This is a genomic window from Tildeniella sp., assembly GCF_059505325.1.
Window position 1 is genome coordinate 180,586 of the sequence record NZ_JCACKI010000072.1, and the last position, 22,300, is coordinate 202,885.

Sequence of the window (22,300 nt, forward strand, 5' to 3'; positions counted from 1 at the left end):
GGGGGCACATGAAACGCTATAGCCAGACGAATCTTGTAGAGCTTGCATCTCTTCTTAAGGAACGGACATCTCAATCACTTAACGAAATAGATTCTAGTTTGACTGATCAGACAGCAGGAGGGGCTTTAGCTAGAGGGCGTCTATTCTCCTTATACGGTTTACATGAGGAAGCGATTGATTGCTTTAGTGACGCTCTTAGCTTAGACAGGGATTTGGATGATGCGCTTATTCGATTAGCAATAACTCAGCTCAAGGCAGGATATGTCGAAGCAGCACTTAAGAATGCTATGGTTTTGGCTGCGCGTAATCCTAACTTTGAATTTAGAGCTCAAACTACAGACGAAGTCGTTTCTGCAATGACAATTTTAGGTGATGCTTTGGCCGCTAGCGAGCGCTTAGAAGATGCTATAGAAGCCTATAAAATTGCCATTAAAATTAATCCTCAGGGTAACTACACTCCTGCTAGATTAGCTCAGGTTTATCTAGCTACGGGTAATCAAGATGAAGCTGTCGAACTTGCTCCACAATTTGCTAATAACCTTCGGTTTGCAGATCTTCATCATGTGCTCTCTCTAGGTAGGGAGAGCAAAGCTCTCTTACCAAAGTTCAATAGTAGTTTCATACGTTCTCAAATACTTTCAACAGTTGTTGGACGTCCTTTCAGTGTTAGAGGAAGCATACGTTTGGCAGAACTGGTTCAAGACAATAATTGGTGTGTTGATATTCAAGACATTCTTCTAGACAATGACACCTGAAGAGCGGATACGACTGGGAAACGCTTGGCTAAAAATGGGACTAGGGGAACATGCATCGGTAGCTGCATTTTCTCGCTTTGTATTGCAATTACTCGGGTTGGGAGCGCCTCCTGACTTGATTAGAGATACTATCAAAGCTATGGATGATGAAGTTCAGCACGCACGTCTATGCTTTGGATTAGCTTCAGAGTTTACAGGTCAAGCAGTTGGACCGGGGCGAATGAATCTTTCGAATGTTCTAGAACAAGCAGACGATCCCCAATCCATCTTAGAATTGGCGATTATTGAGGGATGTTTTGGAGAAACAATTTCAGCAGCTTGTGCAAAAGTAGCTTCCGAGCGTACTGAAGACATCAATATCCGTGCAGTGATTCTACGTATTGCTAAAGATGAATCTAGGCACGCGGATTTGTCTTGGCGTTCTGTTCACTGGATACTCAAGGCATACCCAGAATTAAGATCTATCGCGAGAGATGCCTTTATCCACTCCATAACACATGCTTCACCTGTAACACATGCTTCACCTGTAGAAGAAGATGAATATGATTCCTTCGAGAAGTATGGTCATCTATCGCTTAGCTCAAAACAAGCAATCACTGAGCAAGTACTCAAGCAGGTGATACGTCCGAGAATGGAGGAAATTTTCAGTAGTTCTTAGAGAACTAACTGTGTAATCTAATTAACTGGAAGATGGATCTTAGTCGATTTCTAGAGTGGAATAAAATTTCTCTTGATGATGTTTTTTCTCAAGCAAATGCTTCACTAGAACTTGTGACTGGAGATGTATTGTTTGCTGCCGGTTCGGTTGTGGAAGGGTTAGGGAACTATAGGTCAGATTTGGATCTAATCCTCATTACTCAACGAAACGACATTCAGTACACATCCCTGAATGACGTTACTGTAACAGTAGGCGATTGCATCATTGATATTCGGGTAATTCAGTTTGCTGAACTGGAATATCTTTTGATGTACTTTGATCAGTGGTCTAAACAGCCTAGAGAACCGCGGAGAGCAAAACAATTCACTGAAGCCGAACGAATGCTTCTCCATCGACTTCGAACTGGACAGCCAATATATGGTGAAACTCTATTTGGACAGTTAAGGAACCAAGTTAACCCAACTGAATTAGCTCGTCTTAAATTAGACTTCGCTAGACACTTTGCTAGTACTATTCAGGTAGATTTAGATGGGTTTAGAACTGTAGGCGACCATTATTCAATGTTATTTGCAGCACAAGAGTTACTTGGACACACAATTGATGCTCTTTTAGCAGGATACCGCCGTACAAACCCTTATCCAAAGTGGAGAGTTCGCTTATTACAAGATTTACCCAAAAACTGGGATATGCAAATACCTGGACGAATCGATGGGCTAGATCCAGTACAAACATTCCTTAAACTTCATTGTGCCATTCAAAATGACGTACCCACTAAAATTTTTGATCATGCATTGCAGATAGTTGCCTTTTCAAGGAGGGTTTTTCCTTGGGCAGAGTACAGTCTTTTGGACTCTCAGAGAGAGCAATTATCGGAAGGACTTATAGGAAGCTCTGCCAGTGTATCTACCTTCTTAGAAGAACCTGTCCTACCGCACTTGAATTTAGACGTTGAGGTGAGCTACCAAGATAATCAGTTAGAGTTACGTTGTCTAAATCGTCGGGAAAATCTGTACATGCTATCTCCACAAATGTATTTATTATTATGTCTTTTTGATGGAAAAACTACTGAGACAGAAGTTGTTTCTTATCTAGAGAAGCTTAATTCAAAAAATACTTTCACTGTTTCCTTAGATGAAGCGAAAGCTTTAGTACGATATGCTAACCTTCAAGCTAAGCCTATATTTAATCAATCGCAATTAGACTCGATTTTTAGTCGCTTCTCATAAATTCTATTACTATCTGACAGTATTATGGAGGCGTGGATTAAAGTAGGGAACATACAGCGGATTGCAGTTTCATGAGGGACAGTAACAGCAGTGTGCAAATCAGTTGCGAAAATGCTTCGGATCGATTAAATCTATCGCTGTTGCAATGAGCGTATCGACCATTTTTGCGGTTGTTGGCGCAAACTGTCTGAGGAAAGCCTTTAACTGTGACCACCAATGCTCAATGGGATTAAATTCTGGCGAGTAAGGAGACAGGTACAGCACCTTCGCCCCCACGGCCTCAATCAACAGTGTAATGGCTTCTACCTTATGGGCAGGCAGATTAGCCATGACCACAACAGCCCCTTGCCAGAGTTGGGGGACAAGACACTGGGAGACATAGACCTTAAAGGCAGTCGTATCCATCGAAGCATCCATTGTCATCACAGCTAAGACTTTTGAGGCCGAGATCGCACCAATGACACTGACCTTACTGCCTCGATAAAAGGGTTTGAAGTCGTAAGCGCGTGCTCCAGGCACCGCACGGGCATGCGTTCGCATGAGTCCCAGTAAAACGCCCATCTCATCGAGAAACACTAAGTCCTTGAGGTCTATCCCCTGCACTTGTGTCCAATACTCCACTCTCAAGCGTTGGACTCGTTCGCTCGTCGCTTGGCTGGCACGGAGCTTTTTTTTGCGCGGTAACTCTAGTCGCTGGAATGTCCGACACAGGGTACTTTGGCTCACCCATAGTCCAGTCTCCGCAAACAGTAACTCACAATATTCTGCCAAGGTCGCATCGGTCTGCTGCTCGAAGAGGGCCATCAACTGGTCTTGATACGCCATCACCGAACTCACCGACTCACCCTGCTTGCGTGGCACCACATGACCTTGGGCCCGCTTCTGAGTGACCCACCGCTCGACGCAGTTTTTGCTGACACAGAAGCGCTGCGCTACTGCTCTGAAAGAGCCATCTCCTTTTTCAATGGCACTGACAACTCGCTCTCGCAAGTCGATGGAATACGGCTGCATTCGTTACCTACTTTTGCAATCCCTTATTGTCCCCCATCTGAATGCAAACCGCCGTATTAGCCAGTTGAATCAGTTCCTGCTAGTCCAGGTAGCATCCCAACATCGGATCACCAAAAGTTGCCATGAGCCCGAAGCATCCGGAGAATCTGGTGCCGAGCTACCGCGAAATTTTGCAGATGGTGAAGTTGCACTTTCTAAGGCTGAAAGTCAAAAAGTTTTAGAGCAAATTGGCGAAGCCAGTGGAAGAGATGTCAAGCTTCGCCTTTTATGGGATCAGTTGTTGGATTCAGTCATTGAGCAGACTAATGAGTCGTGGGAACAATGGATTGAGAGACTTGAGGAGCGTCTAGTTGAGAAAGCGGAGCAGTGGTCTTCTGAACATTCAGCCCTTTGGAGCCGGGATCAGTTGATCGCTGACTATGCCAAGCAGTTTAATAATGATCTGTCAGCGGAACTAAATGATTGGATCGAAAAGCAGCTGAAGCAAGTTATCCTGCAACCTTCCCTAGACGGTCTTGATGCTGAAATCCAAAAAGAGTTGAGCGCGATTCAGGCTGGTATTGAAGGCATTGATGTCTTGAAGCAAGGCCAGTCTTCAAATTGGGTGTTTTACAAGGATGATAGTGCTGCTTTGGGTGACTTTGGTTTTCTTGGAAACCTGGGACTAGCTGGCTTAGACGTTGCCGTTTTTGTACCAGCGATCATCCTCGCTGGCCCCATCTTGCTCACTGTCGGTAGCTTAGTCGCTGGTGGCTTGTTCGGCACTGGTGTCGGTGGCGTCTTAGGCATTGATGCCGATATCAGAGCCAAAGTCTTCGAGAACGGCTGTGAACAGTTTGTTGAATCTTTGAGTAAAACGTTTGAGAATATTGATGAAATTAATTATTGGTATGACCTTTCGTGAAAGACTTGAGCGAGTGGATGCGGTGGTTGCAAGAGCAATTTCCATGTACGAAACCTTGCTAGAGCAACAGGAGAAAGTTCATCAGAAAACCTTGGAGCAACGTGAAGCCGAAAATGCCTGGCTTGGTCATCAGTCTCTCGAACTAGAGCGCCTGAAGAATAAGGTTGCAACCGTTTGCTGGCGTTCCATATCCTGATGCTACGACCATCTCCTCGCCACGTTTTTGGTCACTCTCAGTCTGCTTGGTCTTTCCTGACTCAAGCAATAGACGACAAATTTGAGAGGCAACACTTCGACCGTAAAGAAGCTGGACGTCCACAGGGTAATGGAGCGCTTTCGAGTAACACACTGAATGGAGTCAAAGAGCTAGTCGTTAAGACGTTGTCTGCCTTTGCTAACAGCAATGTTGAAGGTGAGATTGCGCTCTCAGTGAGTCAGGACACCAGATGAGATCAGGCTGTTGATCTGCTGAGTCACCTGTTCTGAGAGGTTTCGATTATGAATCAGGACACCCATTTCGATATTGAGTGACATGGCATAGGCAGTGAGATTAGCGCTGGAAATAAAGAGATGTTGCTGATCGCAGACTGCACATTTGGCATGCAGAGAGCCAAAGCGTCCTTGCTCATCCACAGGCCGTTTCCCTTTGGGCCAAACATAGACTCGAGAACGCTCTAAAAGCTCAGATCCAAAAGTAGCTGCCATGCCAAAAGAGATTTTACCGTCGCTAGATTCAGGGGTTTCAGCAATAATGCGAACGTTAACCCCGCTCTCGATCGCGGCAATTAAGGCTTGAACAATTTCAGGAATATTGTAAATGGCAAAGCTGACAATCAGGAGATCCTGCCGTGCAGCGCGAATCAATTGCAACAAGGCTTGATCGGTGCGCCGCAGCGGCAGTGCGTCTGGATTGGGTCCAGTCCACACCAGTTCAGCGGTTAGCTCCTGTTGGAGCCTATTTTGGCAGTGTGCGGCAGTTGCCAGGGCGGTCGCGATCGCGTTGCCATCTAACAGAGTTGCCTCGGTCTGCCACACATCAAGCAAGTCACTGGTTAACTGTCGCCATGAGGCTCTCGGCAGTAAGGGCAGCAGTTTGTGCTTTAACGTGGACACCTCACCCAAACTGACCGTCATGAGCACTCGCAGCAGGGAGTCCAGGGTGGAGGCTGGCACTTCCTGAGCGACCCAGCGCAGCTGTTCCAGCAGTTTGGTAGAGAGGATAGCCACAGGTCAAACCACCGCCTGAAAGAAGGCAAGGGACTCTAATTCAGTCTTCACCGTTGGGATCAGGAGCGTCCGGTCGAGGTATTTGTTGCCCCGTTCGCAGGAGGTCTCTGGGCTGAAGAGGCAGGCATGACAGGCAGCCCAATGTAAGGCGTTCAGGGATTGGAGCGGGCTATGCTCTGCACACAGCGGATCAGAGGCACATAACCGCATCTGCTCTAAAGCCTGGTCAACATGCCGACCGAGTGTGGCTGGTGCGCCCAGGCTCACTAAGCCGCCCAAAGTGCCTTCACTATCGGGTGCCGCTGTGTAGAGCAGAATGCCTGCCATCGGTCCGTTCTCGTCATCCGGGGACTTGGAATAAATACGCTCCCTCAAACTGGCGGCGCTATAGCCACATTCAATGGCTAACTGGCGCATCAAGGCATGAGCAAACGAATGCAGCAGCAGGTAGCGGACACCTGGATAGTTGGCATCAGGATCCAGCGATCGCGCTGTGCGCCAACGGCGATGGGCTGCGACACTCTGCTTTTTGTAGGCTTGCAGTTGTGGCAAGTGTTCCCACTGCGCGATCGCCGCTTCGTTGAACTGAAGAAAGAGACCTTCACCGCGCACTTCGGTTGCTGGCACCCACTTGGGCTCTTGGCGGCTCAGAGGTGCCCAGTAAGATTCCGGCAACTCGCCCGTTTCCGTAAAGTCACCAGGCGATTCAATGCGGGTAAAACCAACCAAGGCACGGACTTCCCGTAGGCGTTCGACCAACACGACCTGGCTGAAATAAGCTTCGTAGCCTTTGGGTGCGGCCACAGACGCAAGCCAAAAATCAGCCGAATTAAGGCTGGTATCTGCTTGAGAGAAAACCTGCCACTCGGGCGTTTTGATGTCTTTGGCTTCATCCTCCGCGTTGTCTGCTGCCGCCGATTGCCGCTGCTGTATCTGTACCCAGAGTTCGGCGTCGGTATACTTCGTAAACTCTTTCAGTTGACCAATCAGCCGGAAAGCAGCCAGCACTTCTAGACTGACGGCTTTTTCTAGCACCGTCCAGTGTTTCTCCACCAGTTGCGCCAGTCGATCAACCGTCGTGGGGATGGAGAGGACAGAAAGGGTAATCGGAAACCAGCTATTGGACGCTCCCAAGGAGATGCCCACCATTTGCTGGTCGCAACCCCCGTCAGCAAAATGACGCAGGTGGACATGGCGACCGCGACATTGCGGCAGATATTTTTTACCCAACTCCCCAAAGGCATCCGACATGCGACGATTGGCACCACAGCCATCGCATTTGACCTCAATATCAGCTGCCGAGCCAGAGACACCATACTCATACAGCCGCAAGGTGCCCCTTTGGCAATCGGCCCCGCGATGGACGAAGTAGCGCCAGGGAAAATCATCCAGATGCCCGTGTCGGCAAGCCACTAAAAAACGGGCAGGAATGACAGTCGGTGGGTGTTTGCCTTTAGGACAGTTGGTGTGGCGGTAGCAGTTTTGATCCGAGCGAAAGCGATCGGTCTTGAGGTCGAAGAGTCCGGATTGAAGTGGAGCCAGGAGGCGGCAACTGGGGCAAAGCATCCAGGTCGGGAACGGTGAGACTGGAATGCCCACACGCTGGCTCTCGTCTAAGAGCGGCGACAGGGTCTCGGCTTCTGGCGGCACGGGCGGCGAGAGTAACCGCTTGACCGAGTAGCTAAGCGATCGCCGCACGACGGCCAATAAGCGTTCTTCGCCCAGTTCAGCCGCATGGGTCAGATCCCAATCATCCAATCCCATCACCATCGTGGAGAGGTTCGGCAAATCAATCACGGCACCAATGCCAGCCGAAAAGAGAATTTGGCTCGGACGGAGTTCACCAACTTTGCTGCGGGGTTGTGCTTGTGCCATGGAAGCTTCTCAATCAGGTCGAACTGGGCATGGGCTGAGGGGCGCGGAAATCATCCTCTGGAATGCGATCGTCCAAAATGAGCCCAATCGTCGGCTCCACATTACGCAGTGAATTCAAGCAGGTGAAGGGTTGCCAGTCTCCCTGCCCCGGTTGCGCCAATAAGCCCGTCGTGATGCCGTCCTTTTTGGGTTTGTAGCCTAGCACGGCTCCACCCAGCAAGTTGTCTGACTGCTCCAGCCAGTAGTCCAGTTTTGCTTCTAAGGCCTGCCTGACCAAATCCCTGGTTTTCAGACCATCGACATTGGCGGCACGCGTCACGATCGTGTCGATGGCGGCTTGAACATACGGATGATTGCGATCGATACGCCCCGCTTTTTCATTCTGATTGAGTTCGATGCCCTGCAACCGTACCAGGGAGACAAACAAGGCTGCTAGCCCGCGATCAATGGCGCGAGGCGCAAAGGGCGTGACAGACAGCGCTTCGACGTGTTTGTAGAAGGTCGTGTGATAGTGTTCAAACTGCTCATAGTGGGATAAATCCCGTGGTCGTGCCCAGTTGTAAACGGTGAAGACAAGACCCGGAAACGTACGTCCCACACGAGACGTGGCCTGAATATACTCTGCTGTTGTTTTCGGCTGCCCTGTCACCACCATGACACCTAACCGCCGCACATCCACACCCACCGAAATCATGTTAGTTGCCAGCAGCACATCAATAGGTTTGCGTGTGTCTGCTTTCTTCTCGCGATGGGGACTAAAGGGCACTTCCAGCGCATCCAGGACAACGGGGATATCGGTGGAGGCAACCCGAGAGGTCAGTTCTTTCACTTCCAGGCGCGATCGCTTGGCCAGTCCGCGTTGATCCATCTTGCCCAGGCGTGACTGAATGTCGTCATCGACCAGGCGGCGTGTACCACCGAGTTCCCGCATGGAATTAAAGTAGCCCACCAACGTCATCCAGGGGTCAGCCGCTTCACCATATTTGCCGTAAAGTGCCTGTGAGGCAGCCAGCACGGCTGTGTAGACCCGAATCAAGGCGGCTTTAAGCCTGCGCCCTGTGGCACAGATACCTAAATAGCGTCGTCCCGGATAGTCTTCACCTGGCTCGCGCTGGAGGGAGAAGAAGTTATCGGTGACATCTAACCCTTGCGGTGGAAAGACCTGCACCTGGCGCAGGAAGAGATGATGGATCTGGTCGCGGGCTTGCCGAATGGTTGCTGTGGAAGCGATCACCTTAGGACGGACGGTTTTACCATCCACCGTCCAGGAACAGAGTTTGTCTACTGCCGTTTCATAGAGACCCACCAGCGTTCCCAGAGGACCACTGATCAGGTGCAATTCGTCCTGAATAATCAGATCCGGGGGACGCAAGGGATTGGAAGGGAGGGTTTTAGCCAGCGGCTGACCATACTTGGCAGGATGGCTCGGCGAATCCTCAATTTCAGGCGAGACAAACCCATGTCGTTGACAGTAGCCGTCGACCTGTCCAAATAACATTTGCACGGCCCCATTCCAGGGCATCTGGGCAAACTTATCGACGGTCGCAATCAGCAGCGTCGGTAGACGACGGTAGATTTCTTCGTCCACCACTACAATCGGCAAGCCTTCGGTCGGGGCTTGTTTCTGGGTAAACAGACAGCGACCGAGGGCATCACCGCAGTAAATCAAGGTACGCGCCTGTCCTTTAGCAAAGGACTCCACCTTGATGTGTTGCTTACCAGGGTCGATTTTAGTGCCGCACCAGGGACAATTCGTGAGTTGGTGGGGAGAACCACTGCTGGTCGGCTGATATTGCCCCAGCTTTTGCTTGAGGAATTCTTCGCTTTGCTCTGTGCGATTAGGAGTCGTTTTCTGACCGACCCATAAGCCAATCCGAAATGGCTCATTGCCCCATTTGGCCGTGTCTTCTCGACGGATCACTTCACAAGCACAAATCAAAGCTGTGGCTCGCTGGAATTGCTGCAACGTTAGCAAGCGTAGGGTGTAGCGCATTAACACCGCCACACCCGCGTCTCCAGACCGTCCGGCGATCGTCCCTTGTAAGCGTCGTAGCCCGATCATGTAAGCGGTCAGCCCTAAATAAGCTTCTGTCTTACCGCCCCCGGTGGGGAACCAGAGCAGATCGGCGATCGCTTCGGTTTCGTGGCTGCGATCGGGGTGGTGTAAGTCAGTAATGCTGGGTAAGTTCAGCAGAATAAAGGCAAGCTGGAACGGCCGCCAGGAGCGGTTTTTTGGTACATCAACAGTGTCTAGTTCAACCTCCTCGCCCCGTCGCTTCTGCTCGGCAAAGAGTGAATGCACCCGTTGCTGCCACATCGCCCGGTTGGCGAACTGAAATGCTTCCAGGGCTTGTGGGTCCGCTTGCAATAACGTTAGCCCGGCCTGAATGCGCTCTAAGGTGCGGGTACAGTTTGCCAACGTGTCGTTGGCGATCGTCTCATAGCCTTGCAGTTGGGCACTGGCGTCAGTGACACGAGCCGCCTGCTCAATAATCCAGGCGGCATAAGCCGTGACCAGGGGCTTCAGTTGCTCCAGCAGTGCGATCGAGGGAGCCTCGGCTAACACCTGCATGTCCAAAACGAGTCCTGCTAATCCAGGGATCTCGTCGAGTGTGGGCGCATCCGTTTTAGGGACTTCGTAAGTAGGCACAACCCGTGTGCATAGCCGCACGGCGCGATCGGTGCTGCCGTCTGCCAACTCCGCATGAACACCCGTCCCGAGTCCTACAACAAATTCAACCTGATGCCGATAGAGCATGGCCATTGCCTGTTCTTCGGCGTACTGCACCGGATCGAGCTTGCCCAGCGAGCGTTGCGGCGCTTTGCGGATGAAAATATCGCGCTGGTTTGAGTCTGCGGCTTCTACACTCAATTCAGGCTGAAAGAGCCATGCCTGATCGGGGGAACGCTCTGGTTCTCGCTGTTCGTTGACCAGGAACAAACTGATAATCCAGTCATCGTCACAGGCACGGATTTGCCCGCGCACATAAACCTCGCGATCTGGGTCAATGCGCCAGGGTGCAATGCCACCCGCTTGCAGCGGTATCGGTGGGGATTGCCCCACGACAGGATATCTACGCCAAACTTTTTTCGGTGTGCCAGTGGGCGTTTCTAACGCTTCACTTTTGGCACGCTCGTATTGTCCCCAGCCCGCTTTGATGGTGATGGCTTGAGCCGTACCGCTCACACAAAAGCTCAAGCCCAGCGAAGAGGGGAACATGGTTTCGCTGACTGGATTGGTCGTTTCGGTAGTGCCGTCGTCGATCGTTCCCGTGCCACCCACAGCCAATTCATCCAGCTGTTCGGTGCCCTCATCCACAGTGCCAGTTTGGGCGGTAGCGAGTGCGTCTGTTGGCTCTGCCTGCTCATTGGTTGGAGCCGAACGATTGCGTCGGTGGAGGGGAGCCAATAAACCAACCAGGTAGCGATCGCTAACGCGTGCCTCATCTACTTCTTCATATTCGCCGCCCGCCGGACCCAATAAATCTGCTAGTACTGCCTGTTCTAACTCGGCTCGGATTTGATAGTGAGAGGGTGGCTTCAGGATGGGTGGAGGATCGGACGGTAGCGGTTGTTCTTGGCTACCAACAGCCTCAGCAGCGGTTTGCTGGGCTTCCTGAGTGTTCACGGGCACAAATTGCATCTCGATCAACTTGCCTTGTCCTGCACCCCCTTCCTGGGTCTTTGCCACAAATTGAGGTTCGACCAGACTGGGTTGCTGCCAAACCGTAGGCGCTACTTTAGCAGAGACTGCTGCTGCTTTCACTCTTTTGGTCTGTTTCGGTGCGGCTTGCAGCGCCTGCACCACCTTCTTGGCGATCGTGTCTGATAGAGTGCTGTCTTCGCAGTCGAGTACATCCGCATCATCGGACAGATCCAGCCCTGCCAGCAGCACCGCGAGCTGCGGCTCAGGGGCCAAAACGACAGCACTCCAGTCCAGTTGTGCCGTGCGCTCACGCAACTGTTGGTTGACCGCTGCCAGGTCTAAAGTACCTGGAAGTATGGCTGGGAGTTTGATAATGTTCATGCGTTGCCAAGATTCCAGAGACGCGGATCAAACGTTTGGAGCAGCAGTGGTGGCTGCTTGACAGGCACCAGCACGAGCAGGGCACGCATGGCTCTTGTCATCGCCACATAAAGCGTGCGCCGCTCACGGGTTGTTATTTCCGCGACTGCCTCTGGCGCAGTGCCTTTGGCGATCGTCGGGTAGGCACCTTCTAAAAAGCCTGCGATCGCCACGATCGGAAATTCCAAGCCCTTTGCCGCTTTGAGTGGTAACACCTTCACTCCTTTGTAGTTAAGATCCAGGTCTTTGCTCGTCATAAACCGCGCGTCGAGGCTCAGATAGTTTAGTTGTCCTGTGATGTTTTTACCAGCTTTTTCAGTTGGCACCAGGATTGCACAGGCTCCCAACCCTAAACGAAATTCATGGGCGGCGGTACGGCAGAACTGAGCCAGCAGACTGCCTTCAGAGGCGCGATCGGGGATGGCACGTACCGCTGGCGGTGGTCCTGTATGGACATAGAGCTGTTCCTTGTCGTCTTCATCCAGCATGCCTTCTTGCAGGTAGGCAATGGCCGCTTCGCCAATTTCTTGGGTGGTGCGGTGGTTCACTTTGAGGATGCCTGTGCGCCCCACAAACTTGAGGGACTCATGGATTTCACTCCAGCGGAAACTGCTACCGTAGATGGACTGGTTGGCATCGGCGGTAACGAAGAGGCGATTCGGTGCCTTGCACAGTTGGATCAGGCACCGTAGCACGGTCGGACTTAAGTCCTGCGCTTCATCGATGATGACCGCATCATATAGCAGTGGCTCTGGCGCGTCTTGCAGTAAAGCTAATGCACGCTTGCGTAGCTGTGCCCAGGTTTCCATACCCTGGTCTGCCAGGAGACGATCGCAGTGCTGCCGTAGTTGCCAGATGGCCTGCCGCTGCACTTTGTTGAGTGGCAGGCTGCGCCCGGTGCGAGGGGTGGCGCGGTAAGCGTCTAGCGTTTCGATGCCTCTCGCATCAATCATCTCGGTCAGTTCTTCTAGCAGATATGCCGGTTGCAGGCGTTGCAGAATCAACCGTTGTGCCTGCTGCTGCAACGCATTGCCCTCTAAGGCTGCGATCGCCTGCGGTACGGCTTGTTGCACCAGCTTCAGCAGGTCTTTGGTGGCAGCAAGGTTCGGTGCTCCTGTGGCGTGACAGACCAACGAGTAGATCAAGGCATCGGCCGTCTTCACCGCCACGAACTGAGCGTCTTGACCCAAAAGCTCTTGCAGCAGTTGCTCTGAGAAGGTAACAAGGGCGTTCGTGTAGGTGGTAAAGAGAATCCGGGGCTGGTTGACACCGTTGGCTCGAAGTTGTTGCAGGATTTCGCGGGTACGGTAAAGCGCCACCGTGCTTTTGCCTGTACCGGGACCGCCTTTGAGCAAGGTAGGACCCGTAGCATTGCTTGCCCAGGTGACAAATTTCTCTTGCTCAGGGTTCAGCTTGAGCAGGAAGCCGAGTAAATTCCCTTCTTTGAAACGCAGCAGTGCATCAGGGCTACCCGTGACAAAACTGGGTTGATTGAGGACTTGATCAAAATTTGGGGCTGTAATGCAATCGAAAAGGCGATCGCGGACAGTACCATCAACATCGGCTTCTAACAAGTCATCGAAAGTACGGCAGGTCAGCAGTGCTGGGAAACAGGTTTTGGGAATGAGTAGGCGTTCAAGTAGCACTGCCGTTAACTCAACGGGTAAAAGAGCTTCGGCTTGAGACGGTTTGGGCTCAGGCGACTGCGGCGGCTCTGGGGTCAACAGATTATCCAGCCTGGCAAGGGCGGTGATATCAACCTCAGTCTCTTCCGCGACCAATTTGTCGCCTTTATAAACATCCTTGCGGGCATCTACCCCCAAGAGCGCCACCCAACCGTCGCTGTAGGTGTAGATGATGCGAAAATCGCCAGAACGCAGGCGGTAGATGTCGCCTTTGTACCCATGCAGTTTTTTCTTCAGACTGCCGTGGGGCTTGGGGTCATCCCGCAAGACCTCAATCTTTTCCAAAATCTGCATGACTCGCTCCTTGGGAATGGCGAGCAGTTGGTTGGTAAAAGTAGGCTTGTGGATGATCTCGAAGGGCATAAATGAAGACGGTGTTGGGGAAGTTTGTCGCGCTGAATCAAGCTCTCAAAGATGAACAGTCGTCTGTGAGGCTTCTGAGCTTCTTTTGTTCAGCCACAACATCCTTCCAAAGATGATTCCGCCCATGCTTTGAGACTGCCCTTCTCTAGTAAAGCCATTCCACAGTGAATCGTCACTACGTCTCAGGAGTGGCTCGTTTAAGTCGGCTCTTTACCAAAACTGAACGCCAAAGCGCTCATTCAGATTGTCTAGAAAGCGATCGCACTCTTGATAGGTTGCCCACCGACGCTCGTACTCTCGAAAAGTCTGGGTGTGTCCCTGTTGCAGATAGAGGTGCAAGTACTCATGCCAGAGCAGGTATTGAATCACGTCTTCACTGACATCAGGACTATCAAGCAGGCGATTAAGCCGGATTTTACCTTGCCCATGAGGCTGACCGGGTTCCCAGTAAGCCTGTCCATACCAACCTTTCACTAAGCGCTTTGTCCACACCACAGAGTGCCGTTGCGTCAGTGGCTGATCGATCCCTAGCAAGCCGGAAGCCAACTCCAGCACTTTGATCATGAGATGATCTAAATTGTGGTGCGGTCCTGGTTGTAGTGTTTCTTCGGGTCTGGGGTGGAAAATTGGCACTGCACGCTGAGCGCGAGTGCTAGCGTCTGGATGTTGCCTTTCGTAGAGAGCATCCTCGATCGCGGCTCGAAAGTCTCGAAGCGAAGGGTAAATCGCTTGAGCTAAAGCGGTATAGCGGTCCTCAGTTAAAGTATTCTGCGCTTTGGCTCCTAAGTCGGCTTCAAAAATCTGGTTTGCAAGGCGGTAAGGATCGCACGCTTCGCGCTCGGCGAGGTCGTTATACTCTGGGTAGTCTCCACCTGCCAGCCGATGTGCGATGACCTTTTGCACGTCATGTTGCGAGGGGAGGGGATAATCAGAATCCCAAAAGAATTCATCAAAGGCAGTGTCTGCTGGCATCGTTTCAAGCGCCGCTTGAGGCAGTGTCCATAGATACTTCAGCAGTGCTTCCCAGGATGAATGTTGGTGCTCGTAAACGGCAATCACTTGATAAACATCTTCACCATCCTGGTCGCGGGAGAGCAGGTACCAACCATGTGGAATTGCTTCAAAGACATCTGCCTCAAAACCCCGCCCTTGCGTTGCCACTTGAGCCGCTGCTGCTCGAATTAAATCCCAAGGCAGCATCGAAACCAATGTTGGCGGCACCACTTTTGTAGATTTTTCAGCATCAGGCTCTGGAGGCACAATATCTGGAACTAGCGCCAGTGGGCGTTGCCATTCGCGGAAGCGTTCCCAGTGGTCTTCAAACGAGACAATGTAAGCATCCTTCGTGCCGCCAGCTTTCTCACCTCTCAATGCACGTCCAATCATCTGGCGCATCAAAATTTCACTGACCGTTGGACGAGTCAAAAAGACGGTTTGGATGCCAGGAATATCAACACCTTCAGTGAGAATCTGGACATTCACCAGTACCTCGATCGCGTCTTCACCATCTTTGTCACGGAAACGATGCATCCTTTCCTGATTGTTGGTCGGTTCCCCGTCAAGCCGATAGCTAGCAACATAGTCTGCTTTGATACCCTTGGCTTGCAACCGTTCCGTCAGGAGTGCGGCATGGGACACATCAATGGCGAAAATTAAGGTCTTGCCATATTTCTCGTGGTTTTGCAGGTAGTGATCGACAATGAGGCGGTTCCGTTCTTCCAGGTGACCAATGCGCTGGAGCCAAGCTTCACTCAAGTCATGGAATTGAGCGAGAAATTGCTCATCTTGCGACGTGACTCCTGCCTCCACATCAGCCTCCGTTGCGACCCGCACCGGTAAGGGACGAGCCAGAAACTGGCGTTCAATCAGGGTTGTGATGGGTACGTCGTGAAGAATCCGGTTGCCAAAGAGTTTGGCAAGGGTGCCTCGCTCAGTTTCTGCTGTGCGCGTGGGTGTGGCAGTGATGCCCAAAATACGGCGACGATCAATTGTTCCAAGTCGGTTAATCAGAGCCTGGTAGCTTTTTGCTGTGGAGTGATGCGCTTCGTCGATGACCAGAAAGCTCTTTGGGTCAGCAAGAATTTGATCAATCAGGTCAGGGCGACGGGCAAGGCTGCTGACTGAGGCAATCAGGATGTGGTCTGCCGGATCAATTTGGGTGGTCGAGCAGTGAATGCCGGAAATAATCCGAACTCTCACCTTTTCGAGTTGGGTTGCGAAGCTCGCCAAATTGTGAAACTCTCGTGCTGCTTGCTCTAGCAATTCATGCCGATGCGCCAGCCAGATTAAACGATAGCCACGATTAATCACGTTCTGCATCAACCAACGGGCGCTGGTAAAGGTTTTCCCTGACCCCGTAGGCATGACCAAAAGACCCTGAAAAACTTTGGTCACTTCAGACTCTGCGAAATGAACCGATAGTTTGTCCCAAGCTTCGATTTGATAATCGTAGGGCTGACGGCAATCTACAGGCTGTTTCGTCGGATCGAGAATGGCAAACCGAGGCACAGAGCCATCGGTAGGAAACAGAAGCGGATCATCCGGTTGGCGATCCTGGTCACCGTAGCGCAGCATGGCTTCCAACAGTCGCAGCCGCACTGTTTTGGAGTTACGACATTTTCTAACGTAAGCAACACAATCCATTGGAGTTTTGGGATTGCCAAGTGGACCGATGCCTGCGTCAATTAACTGCTCCACAAGCTGAGGAGTTCCCTCATAGTCGGGTAGCCAGCATTGTTCTAACGTTGACTTCATGCGCTCAACGAAGTATTCATCCGGGCGGCTATATTTATTGGTCAGCCAGGTTCGTGGATCGGACTCCAGATGAGAGGAGTAGCCATTTGCATGGGCGATCGCTTTTACCGTCCCTTCACCAAACGCGTCCCAAGAGAAACGGTATTTTCGAGCCATTAACCATACCTGTTGAGTGCCACCTTCTAGCATGCCCACTTCTGGCTGGCGCAAACTTAACCATTCAGTGAAGAGGCAATGCCGTCTGGCTAGTCTTAATAGTCGTCATCACCGGGTGCCCACATGTCGGGAAAATCATACAGGCCAATCATATCCAGATACTGACGGGTCGTTACCTGATGGCTAAACGCTGCTTCGTCGTACTCATCATCTTCCTCATCCTCAAGTAAGTCCGCAGCAATTTCTCTAATCCGTTCAACTAGCCAATGGCGCGATCGCGCGAAGTCACGATCGAACTCTAAATAAAGTGCGCCAAAGACTGCCTCAAACATTTCAGCAAATAGCCTTACCTGCGTTTCTGGTGTTTGCCCTTGTTGGCTTTTGCCAAGTTTGCAAAGCTGATGGAGGTTCAGTTCATCAGCAAGTTCGGCAAGTTGAGTTTTATCGACAAGACACTGTTTTACCTCTGTGAGCTCGCCCTGGTTAAGGTCAGGGTACGAACTATAAAGGTGATCGGTCACGATCGCACCAATGACAGCATCGCCAAGATGCGCCAAGCGTCTGTATTCTTTCTCTTTAAGGTCCTGCACTTGCCTTGGCAAGTTTGTTTCGTAGATATATGACGGGTGCAATAAAGCATTTTCAAAGATTGCACATTGTTCGATCTTTGGAAGACCCATTGCTCGTTTAACTGCTTCTATGTCAATGCTCATCGTTATACTGCGAGGCTAAGCCTGATCTACTGGGTAGCTTTAGATACACAGAGCTACAATCAGCAGTGCAGCAATTACCAAAAAAAAGAGTTTGGTTAACCGTACAGCAGTTTTTTCTTCAGACTACTGTGGGGTTTTGAGTCATTTTGCAAAATCTTGGTTTTCTCCAAAATCTGGATGGCTTGCTCCTTGAAGATGGCAACGGGTTGATTGCCGAAGGTAGGTTGATGGATGACTTCAAAGGGTATCCGTACTAGCATCAAAGACTTAGCACGTTAATTTATTGGCCAGCTATTAGGATGTCCAGCAAATAGTTGACAATGTTCATGGGTATGCTGCTGAAGGAGAGATCGCTGCCTTGGTAGATAGTACAATTGAACTATAAATAAAAGCTATTTATTTGCTGCTTGTATAAGGTGTGTGCTAATTATCGTAGGTCATGACTAGAGCCGATGTCCTCAAAAAATTGATTCTGAGTCACAAGAAGGGCGACGATCTCGCCTTTCGAGAAACTGTGGCTCAAATTATTGAGGAGGAGCGGAAGAAGCACCACCCTGTACTGGCTAATGAGCTAGAGCAACTTCTGAATAATGGTTCGGCTGTAAACGGTTCAAATGGTCTTCATGCTCTTGAGCGCCCTCCCCAAGATTCCGATAAAGGAATTCCCCTGCTTGAGGTAAGGAATCCAGAGCGTTACTTGGAAGAGCTAGTTTTAGAATTGCCGATTCGCAAAGCAATTGACCACTTGGTAGAGGAATTTCGCTCTTGGGAGATTTTGGAGGCAAATGGCTTAAAGCCCACACAGCGTATTCTATTCTGTGGACCATCGGGGTGTGGTAAAACAGCAACCGCCGAGGCGATCGCTTCAGAGCTTGGGTTACCAATGCTATATGTGCGCTTTGATTCAGTCGTATCGTCTCTACTGGGTGAAACGGCTACAAATCTGAGAAAAGTGTTTGACTATGCCCAACGTGGACAGTGGGTCATGTTCTTTGACGAATTTGATGCCATTGGGCGATCTCGTGATGATCCGACCGAGCATGGTGAGATTAAACGAGTCGTTAACTCCTTTCTGCAAATCCTAGACAACTTTGGAGGGAGGTCTCTCGTCATAGCGGCAACGAATTTTGAGCAGGCTATTGACCCGGCTGTATGGCGGCGATTTGATGACATCATTCGCTTTGAAAAACCGTCTTCAGAGCAGCTTAAGCTTCTGATCAAAAAGCGGTTACAACCTTTACAGTTTGATAATACTCATATCAATGAGTTAACTGATGGTCTCAGTGGGGCAACCTACGCAGACGCGGAGCGAACGTGTCTCGATATTCGTAAATCTTGCGCCATGCAGGGAATACGCAAAGTCCACAACCAGGATGTCGCAGATGCGCTCTCCCGTTATGCCTATCGACGGAACATTCTCGACCACTCAATGACAGGGGCTATGCCAACGATTGATAAGGAGTAATTAGTCGCAATGCCTATTGAGCCGGGCCAGGGCGAATTCTCTCATATACGGTTTGAACGAGTACCCGATCTACAACCCAATCGCAGAACTCGTGGCTTTACCCCTCGTAGACCTCCAACTCCAAGCGATCGCGTAACCCATGCTCAGGAGGTTAATGTCGGGTTTGTTGAGGCAAATGAGCAAGTTGCTGCTACTCGAATGCGGGTTGGTATTGATCCCAGTCGTCTCTTCGTGCTGGAGTTTAATAGCGTCAACCTTGATCTACGGGAAATTATTGAGCGTTATCAAGCTTGGATAGTTGAGGAGTATTCTGCGAAAGATGGAGAGGATGAGAACTACCGTTTTCTCATTCAGTTTCCAACAGAAACATCGCGTCAACTCTTTCTTGATGATCTGCGACTTTACTCAACCGAATCAGAAAAGAGTGTAACGTTACCGCCAGGGATGAGGCGGAATTTTTTTGATGCACTGCAACTGCCGGCCCGCCAGCCCTCTCGTGATGAGCGCACTGGTATTCGCTTACGGCAAGAAGGATTTCCTGAACAAGAGCCGTTTTATCTTGACGTTGATTTTTGGCATCCTCCCAGTAACGAGGAAACTCAGGAGTTAAGAAATCAGGTTCGGACGCTTTGCCGTAACTTAAACGGTAGCGTGCTTGAGGAGGTGCGTACCTCAAGTCTGTTGTTGGCGAAGATTCGAGCGAATCGAGAGCTAGCTGAGGCATTGCTCGATCTAGATCTTGTCGCACGGGTAGACTTGCCTCCGCGCCTGTCACCTGCTTATACGGAGATTCTAAATACAGTTTCTCCACCAAATCTGCCTCTGCCCACTGAAGATGATCCAATGGTTTGTGTGGTTGATAGTGGTGTCCTGTCTGGGCATCCGTTTCTAATTAATTGGGTCATTGAAGAGCATGATTTTGGTACAGGTGAAGAAACCCCAACAGACCTAAATGGTCATGGTACAGCGGTTGCTGGATTGGTAGTCTATGGCAGTATTGCGGAGTGTTTGGAAACGCAAATCTGGGAGCCAAGGGTCAGGATTTGTAGTGCCAAGGTCTTGCGGAACGATGAGTTCAATTGTCCAGTTTTTCCCGATGAGCGGCGTGTTGAAGCAATTACTGAAGAAGCGATTCGCTATTTCGTTCAAGAGCGACAGTGCAAGATATTTAACCTTTCATTGGGCACGGAATACGAGGTCTATGCAGATGGACGACAGTTTGCGTGGGCAGAGAAATTAGATGAGTTAGCAAGAGAACTCGATATTGTGATTGTTGTCTCTTCTGGAAATCGCCGCAATCCTCCTATTCCAGAAGATGCGCTGACTCGTGAGCAATTTCAGGAAGCGGTGCGCGATCGCCTTCTAAATGATGTAGAACAACGGCTTTGCAACCCTGCAACGGCAGCATTAGCTCTGACAGTAGGAGCGATCGCAAGTTCAGATGCACTTGGGCGGGATGATTCGGAAGGTGGAGTCAGGTTGCGCGATGCTTTTGCAGCTGCACCACTGGCTGCCCCGCCTCCGTTTACTCGTGTTGGACCTGGCTATGCGTCTAATTCCAGTTCTCCGCCAGTCAAACCAGATTTAGTAGATTACGGAGGCAACTATGCACTGCAAACGATTGCTGGAGGCGATCCAAGATGGACAAGAGTTCACCTGAACTTGGGGGAACCAACGCTTTGTTTAGGACAAAATGGACGCTTTATTGGGACAAGTGTCGGTACTTCGTTTGCGGCCCCTCATGGTGCTCATGCAGCCGCGATCGCAATGGCAAGCCTTCAATCTTCTCTGGGACGAACGCCCTCAGCTAATTTAATCCGTGCCTTAGTCGCTAGTGCAGCAACCTTACCGTCTTGCCCAGAGGGATGGCTAGGTGACGAGAACGATATTTTGCGTCTGGTTGGCTATGGTGTTTGTTCAACTGAAGACTTAATTTGGTCTCGCAAAAATCGGGTAAGGCTCATTGCTGAGGATGCGATCGAAGACAATAAACTGCACGTTTACCGAATTGAAGTTCCTGAGATTTTTCTGGCTACGCGGGGTAAACGAGGAATCAGTGTTGCTCTAGCGTATGATCCGCCAGTACGTGCTAGTCGTCGAGAGTATTTGGCACGCACGATGTTGGTCGAAGTGCTTCAGGGTTTGACTACTGAGGAGGTAGAGCTTTACCGAGCAAGGCAGGAAGAACAGGATGAATCTTCGTTACCCACTGGTGCAGAAATAGACATGCGCCCAACAAAGAGTAAGCTCCAGTGGTCAACGCTTCAGGTTCGCAGCAAGACTTGGCAAAGGAGACCATCATTATCGGTTCCTAACGGCGAATCTGAATCTGTTCTTCATTTTGTAGTGCGGTGCCAGCAACGTTTTCCAGCGGATGACTCCTTGCAAAGGTATGGCTTGGTGATTGTGCTTTGGCATGAGTCAGAGCAGATTGAGCTTTACCAAGCATTGCAAAATCGAGTCATTTTGAAGGCTACTCGTATTCGCCTCAAGGCATAGGGATCGCCCCAAATTGGCTTTATTGTGAGGTTTGACGTTTTAAGTGAAAATTTTTGAAGCCATTATTCAGTACTCAGAACGGAGTGTATAAGAATATCAGCAGGGCAAAGCATGATACCTAGGCAGCTTTAAACTCCTCTGCATGCCTACTGACTGTAACAATCTTGGAAGAGGAGACAAAGTACTGTCCTTAGGGCTAAGCTTGTGCAAAATGTGTATCTAGTTAGCTTTTCGAGTAGCTGGTATTGATACTGTGTGCTCAGGGTGTTCTTAGCTTAACTTATGTAAAGAGAATAGATTAGGGTAGAAAGCATGACCACTGAACCACTGGAAAATAACAAGCCATCTGAAACTAGTGCAAGTTACCTCAATGGTTTAGGGAACTTCATTAAAGAATTAGGCCCCGGAGAAAAGTTAATTGGCGCTTTACTGGTTGGAATACTTGCGCTCTTAATTGTAGTGATTCCGCTAGTACCACAAGAAGCACGAGTACTTGTATGGTTCGCAACGATTCTTATAGTATTGCTAATATATTTAGTGTTCAGCTATTGGACGAAATCAAGTATATCGCGGCTCGGGAAGATTAAACGAGAGAGAAACGAGTGGCAGCTAAAAGCAGAGGATTTGAGAAAGGATTACACAAGGTTAGTTTCTAATACCAACAGCTACTTGTTTGACGTTGATCACAGAATTGAGGAAATAAAAGAACGCATTAATCACTATTCTAGTGGTGGTCAAATGAGTAGTGATAAAGCGAGTGTTGTCATCCATCAACTGACAACACTCGCCGAGGATATACGTCACAAGATCGATTCTACATCTGACGTTGCAAGTCGAATTGATGCCGGCATTAAAACTGTTGAAAATGCTGCCGACATAGCCGAAAAACTTATGGAGACAGACGCTTAAGCTGATGCTAGGACGTTAACAGGGTGAGTTAGAA

The 22,300-nt window shown here is 50.2% G+C and carries 16 protein-coding genes; 8 read left to right on the forward strand and 8 right to left on the reverse strand.

Annotated elements, in window-relative coordinates; genetic code table 11:
- The first annotated feature begins 8 nt into the window (after positions 1–8).
- Genes AC5JO6_RS25800 through AC5JO6_RS25810 form a run of 3 tightly spaced genes read left to right on the forward strand, consistent with a single transcriptional unit; the run spans position 9 to position 2,639 of the window.
- A complete protein-coding gene (locus AC5JO6_RS25800) occupies positions 9–755 on the forward strand; it encodes a hypothetical protein (protein WP_496083902.1) in 747 nt (248 codons plus the stop codon).
- The gene (locus tag AC5JO6_RS25805) at positions 745–1,413 is read left to right on the forward strand and encodes a ferritin-like domain-containing protein (RefSeq protein WP_496083903.1); all 669 of its coding nucleotides are present in this window, start codon (positions 745–747) and stop codon (positions 1,411–1,413) included. Before AC5JO6_RS25800 ends, AC5JO6_RS25805 begins: the two co-directional genes overlap by 11 nt.
- Positions 1,414–1,445: 32 nt before the next feature.
- Positions 1,446–2,639: a hypothetical protein gene (locus tag AC5JO6_RS25810; protein ID WP_496083904.1), complete on the forward strand. Its 1,194-nt coding sequence runs from the start codon at positions 1,446–1,448 to the stop codon at positions 2,637–2,639.
- 99 nt (positions 2,640–2,738) lie between these two features.
- Here the strand turns inward: AC5JO6_RS25810 and AC5JO6_RS25815 are convergent, their stop codons facing one another.
- On the reverse strand, positions 2,739–3,650 hold the full coding sequence (locus AC5JO6_RS25815) for an IS630 family transposase (protein ID WP_496083905.1): 912 nt from the start codon (positions 3,648–3,650) through the stop codon (positions 2,739–2,741).
- Here AC5JO6_RS25815 and AC5JO6_RS25820 point away from each other — a divergent pair.
- Both AC5JO6_RS25820 and AC5JO6_RS25825 read left to right on the forward strand, forming a co-directional pair.
- Positions 3,604–4,554 carry a hypothetical protein gene (locus AC5JO6_RS25820; protein WP_496083933.1) on the forward strand — a complete coding sequence of 317 codons (951 nt, stop codon included), beginning with the start codon at positions 3,604–3,606 and terminating at the stop codon, positions 4,552–4,554. The genes AC5JO6_RS25815 and AC5JO6_RS25820 overlap by 47 nt on opposite strands.
- Entirely contained in the window at positions 4,523–4,750 is a 228-nt protein-coding gene (locus AC5JO6_RS25825; RefSeq protein WP_496083906.1) for a hypothetical protein, read from the forward strand. Before AC5JO6_RS25820 ends, AC5JO6_RS25825 begins: the two co-directional genes overlap by 32 nt.
- A gap of 230 nt (positions 4,751–4,980) precedes the next feature.
- Here the strand turns inward: AC5JO6_RS25825 and drmC are convergent, their stop codons facing one another.
- The 7 genes from drmC to AC5JO6_RS25860 form a co-directional block, all read right to left on the reverse strand.
- Positions 4,981–5,781, reverse strand: coding sequence for a DISARM system phospholipase D-like protein DrmC (drmC, locus tag AC5JO6_RS25830; protein WP_496083907.1), 801 nt, complete (start codon positions 5,779–5,781; stop codon positions 4,981–4,983).
- A 3-nt stretch (positions 5,782–5,784) separates the two neighbouring features.
- Positions 5,785–7,656: a DrmB family protein gene (gene drmB, locus AC5JO6_RS25835; RefSeq protein WP_496083908.1), complete on the reverse strand. Its 1,872-nt coding sequence runs from the start codon at positions 7,654–7,656 to the stop codon at positions 5,785–5,787.
- A 13-nt stretch (positions 7,657–7,669) separates the two neighbouring features.
- Positions 7,670–11,683, reverse strand: coding sequence for a DISARM system helicase DrmA (drmA, locus tag AC5JO6_RS25840; protein WP_496083909.1), 4,014 nt, complete (start codon positions 11,681–11,683; stop codon positions 7,670–7,672).
- Entirely contained in the window at positions 11,680–13,770 is a 2,091-nt protein-coding gene (locus AC5JO6_RS25845; protein ID WP_496083910.1) for a UvrD-helicase domain-containing protein, read from the reverse strand. Before AC5JO6_RS25845 ends, drmA begins: the two co-directional genes overlap by 4 nt.
- Before the next feature lie 210 nt (positions 13,771–13,980).
- Positions 13,981–16,734 (reverse strand): DEAD/DEAH box helicase, encoded by a 2,754-nt coding sequence (locus AC5JO6_RS25850; protein WP_496083911.1) that lies wholly within the window; start codon positions 16,732–16,734, stop codon positions 13,981–13,983.
- A gap of 41 nt (positions 16,735–16,775) precedes the next feature.
- Positions 16,776–17,360, reverse strand: a complete 585-nt coding sequence (locus tag AC5JO6_RS25855) for a ribonuclease III domain-containing protein (protein ID WP_496083912.1) — start codon at positions 17,358–17,360, stop codon at positions 16,776–16,778.
- Positions 17,361–17,488: 128 nt separating this feature from the next.
- Positions 17,489–17,653: a hypothetical protein gene (locus AC5JO6_RS25860; RefSeq protein WP_496083913.1), complete on the reverse strand. Its 165-nt coding sequence runs from the start codon at positions 17,651–17,653 to the stop codon at positions 17,489–17,491.
- 179 nt (positions 17,654–17,832) lie between these two features.
- Between AC5JO6_RS25860 and AC5JO6_RS25865 the strand changes: the two genes are divergently transcribed.
- The 3 genes from AC5JO6_RS25865 (at position 17,833) to AC5JO6_RS25875 (ending at position 22,266) form a co-directional block, all read left to right on the forward strand.
- Positions 17,833–18,858 carry an AAA family ATPase gene (locus AC5JO6_RS25865; RefSeq protein ID WP_496083914.1) on the forward strand — a complete coding sequence of 342 codons (1,026 nt, stop codon included), beginning with the start codon at positions 17,833–17,835 and terminating at the stop codon, positions 18,856–18,858.
- 9 nt (positions 18,859–18,867) lie between these two features.
- Entirely contained in the window at positions 18,868–21,357 is a 2,490-nt protein-coding gene (locus AC5JO6_RS25870; RefSeq protein ID WP_496083915.1) for a S8 family peptidase, read from the forward strand.
- Positions 21,358–21,669: 312 nt separating this feature from the next.
- Entirely contained in the window at positions 21,670–22,266 is a 597-nt protein-coding gene (locus AC5JO6_RS25875) for a hypothetical protein (RefSeq protein ID WP_496083916.1), read from the forward strand.
- Positions 22,267–22,300 lie beyond the last annotated feature (34 nt).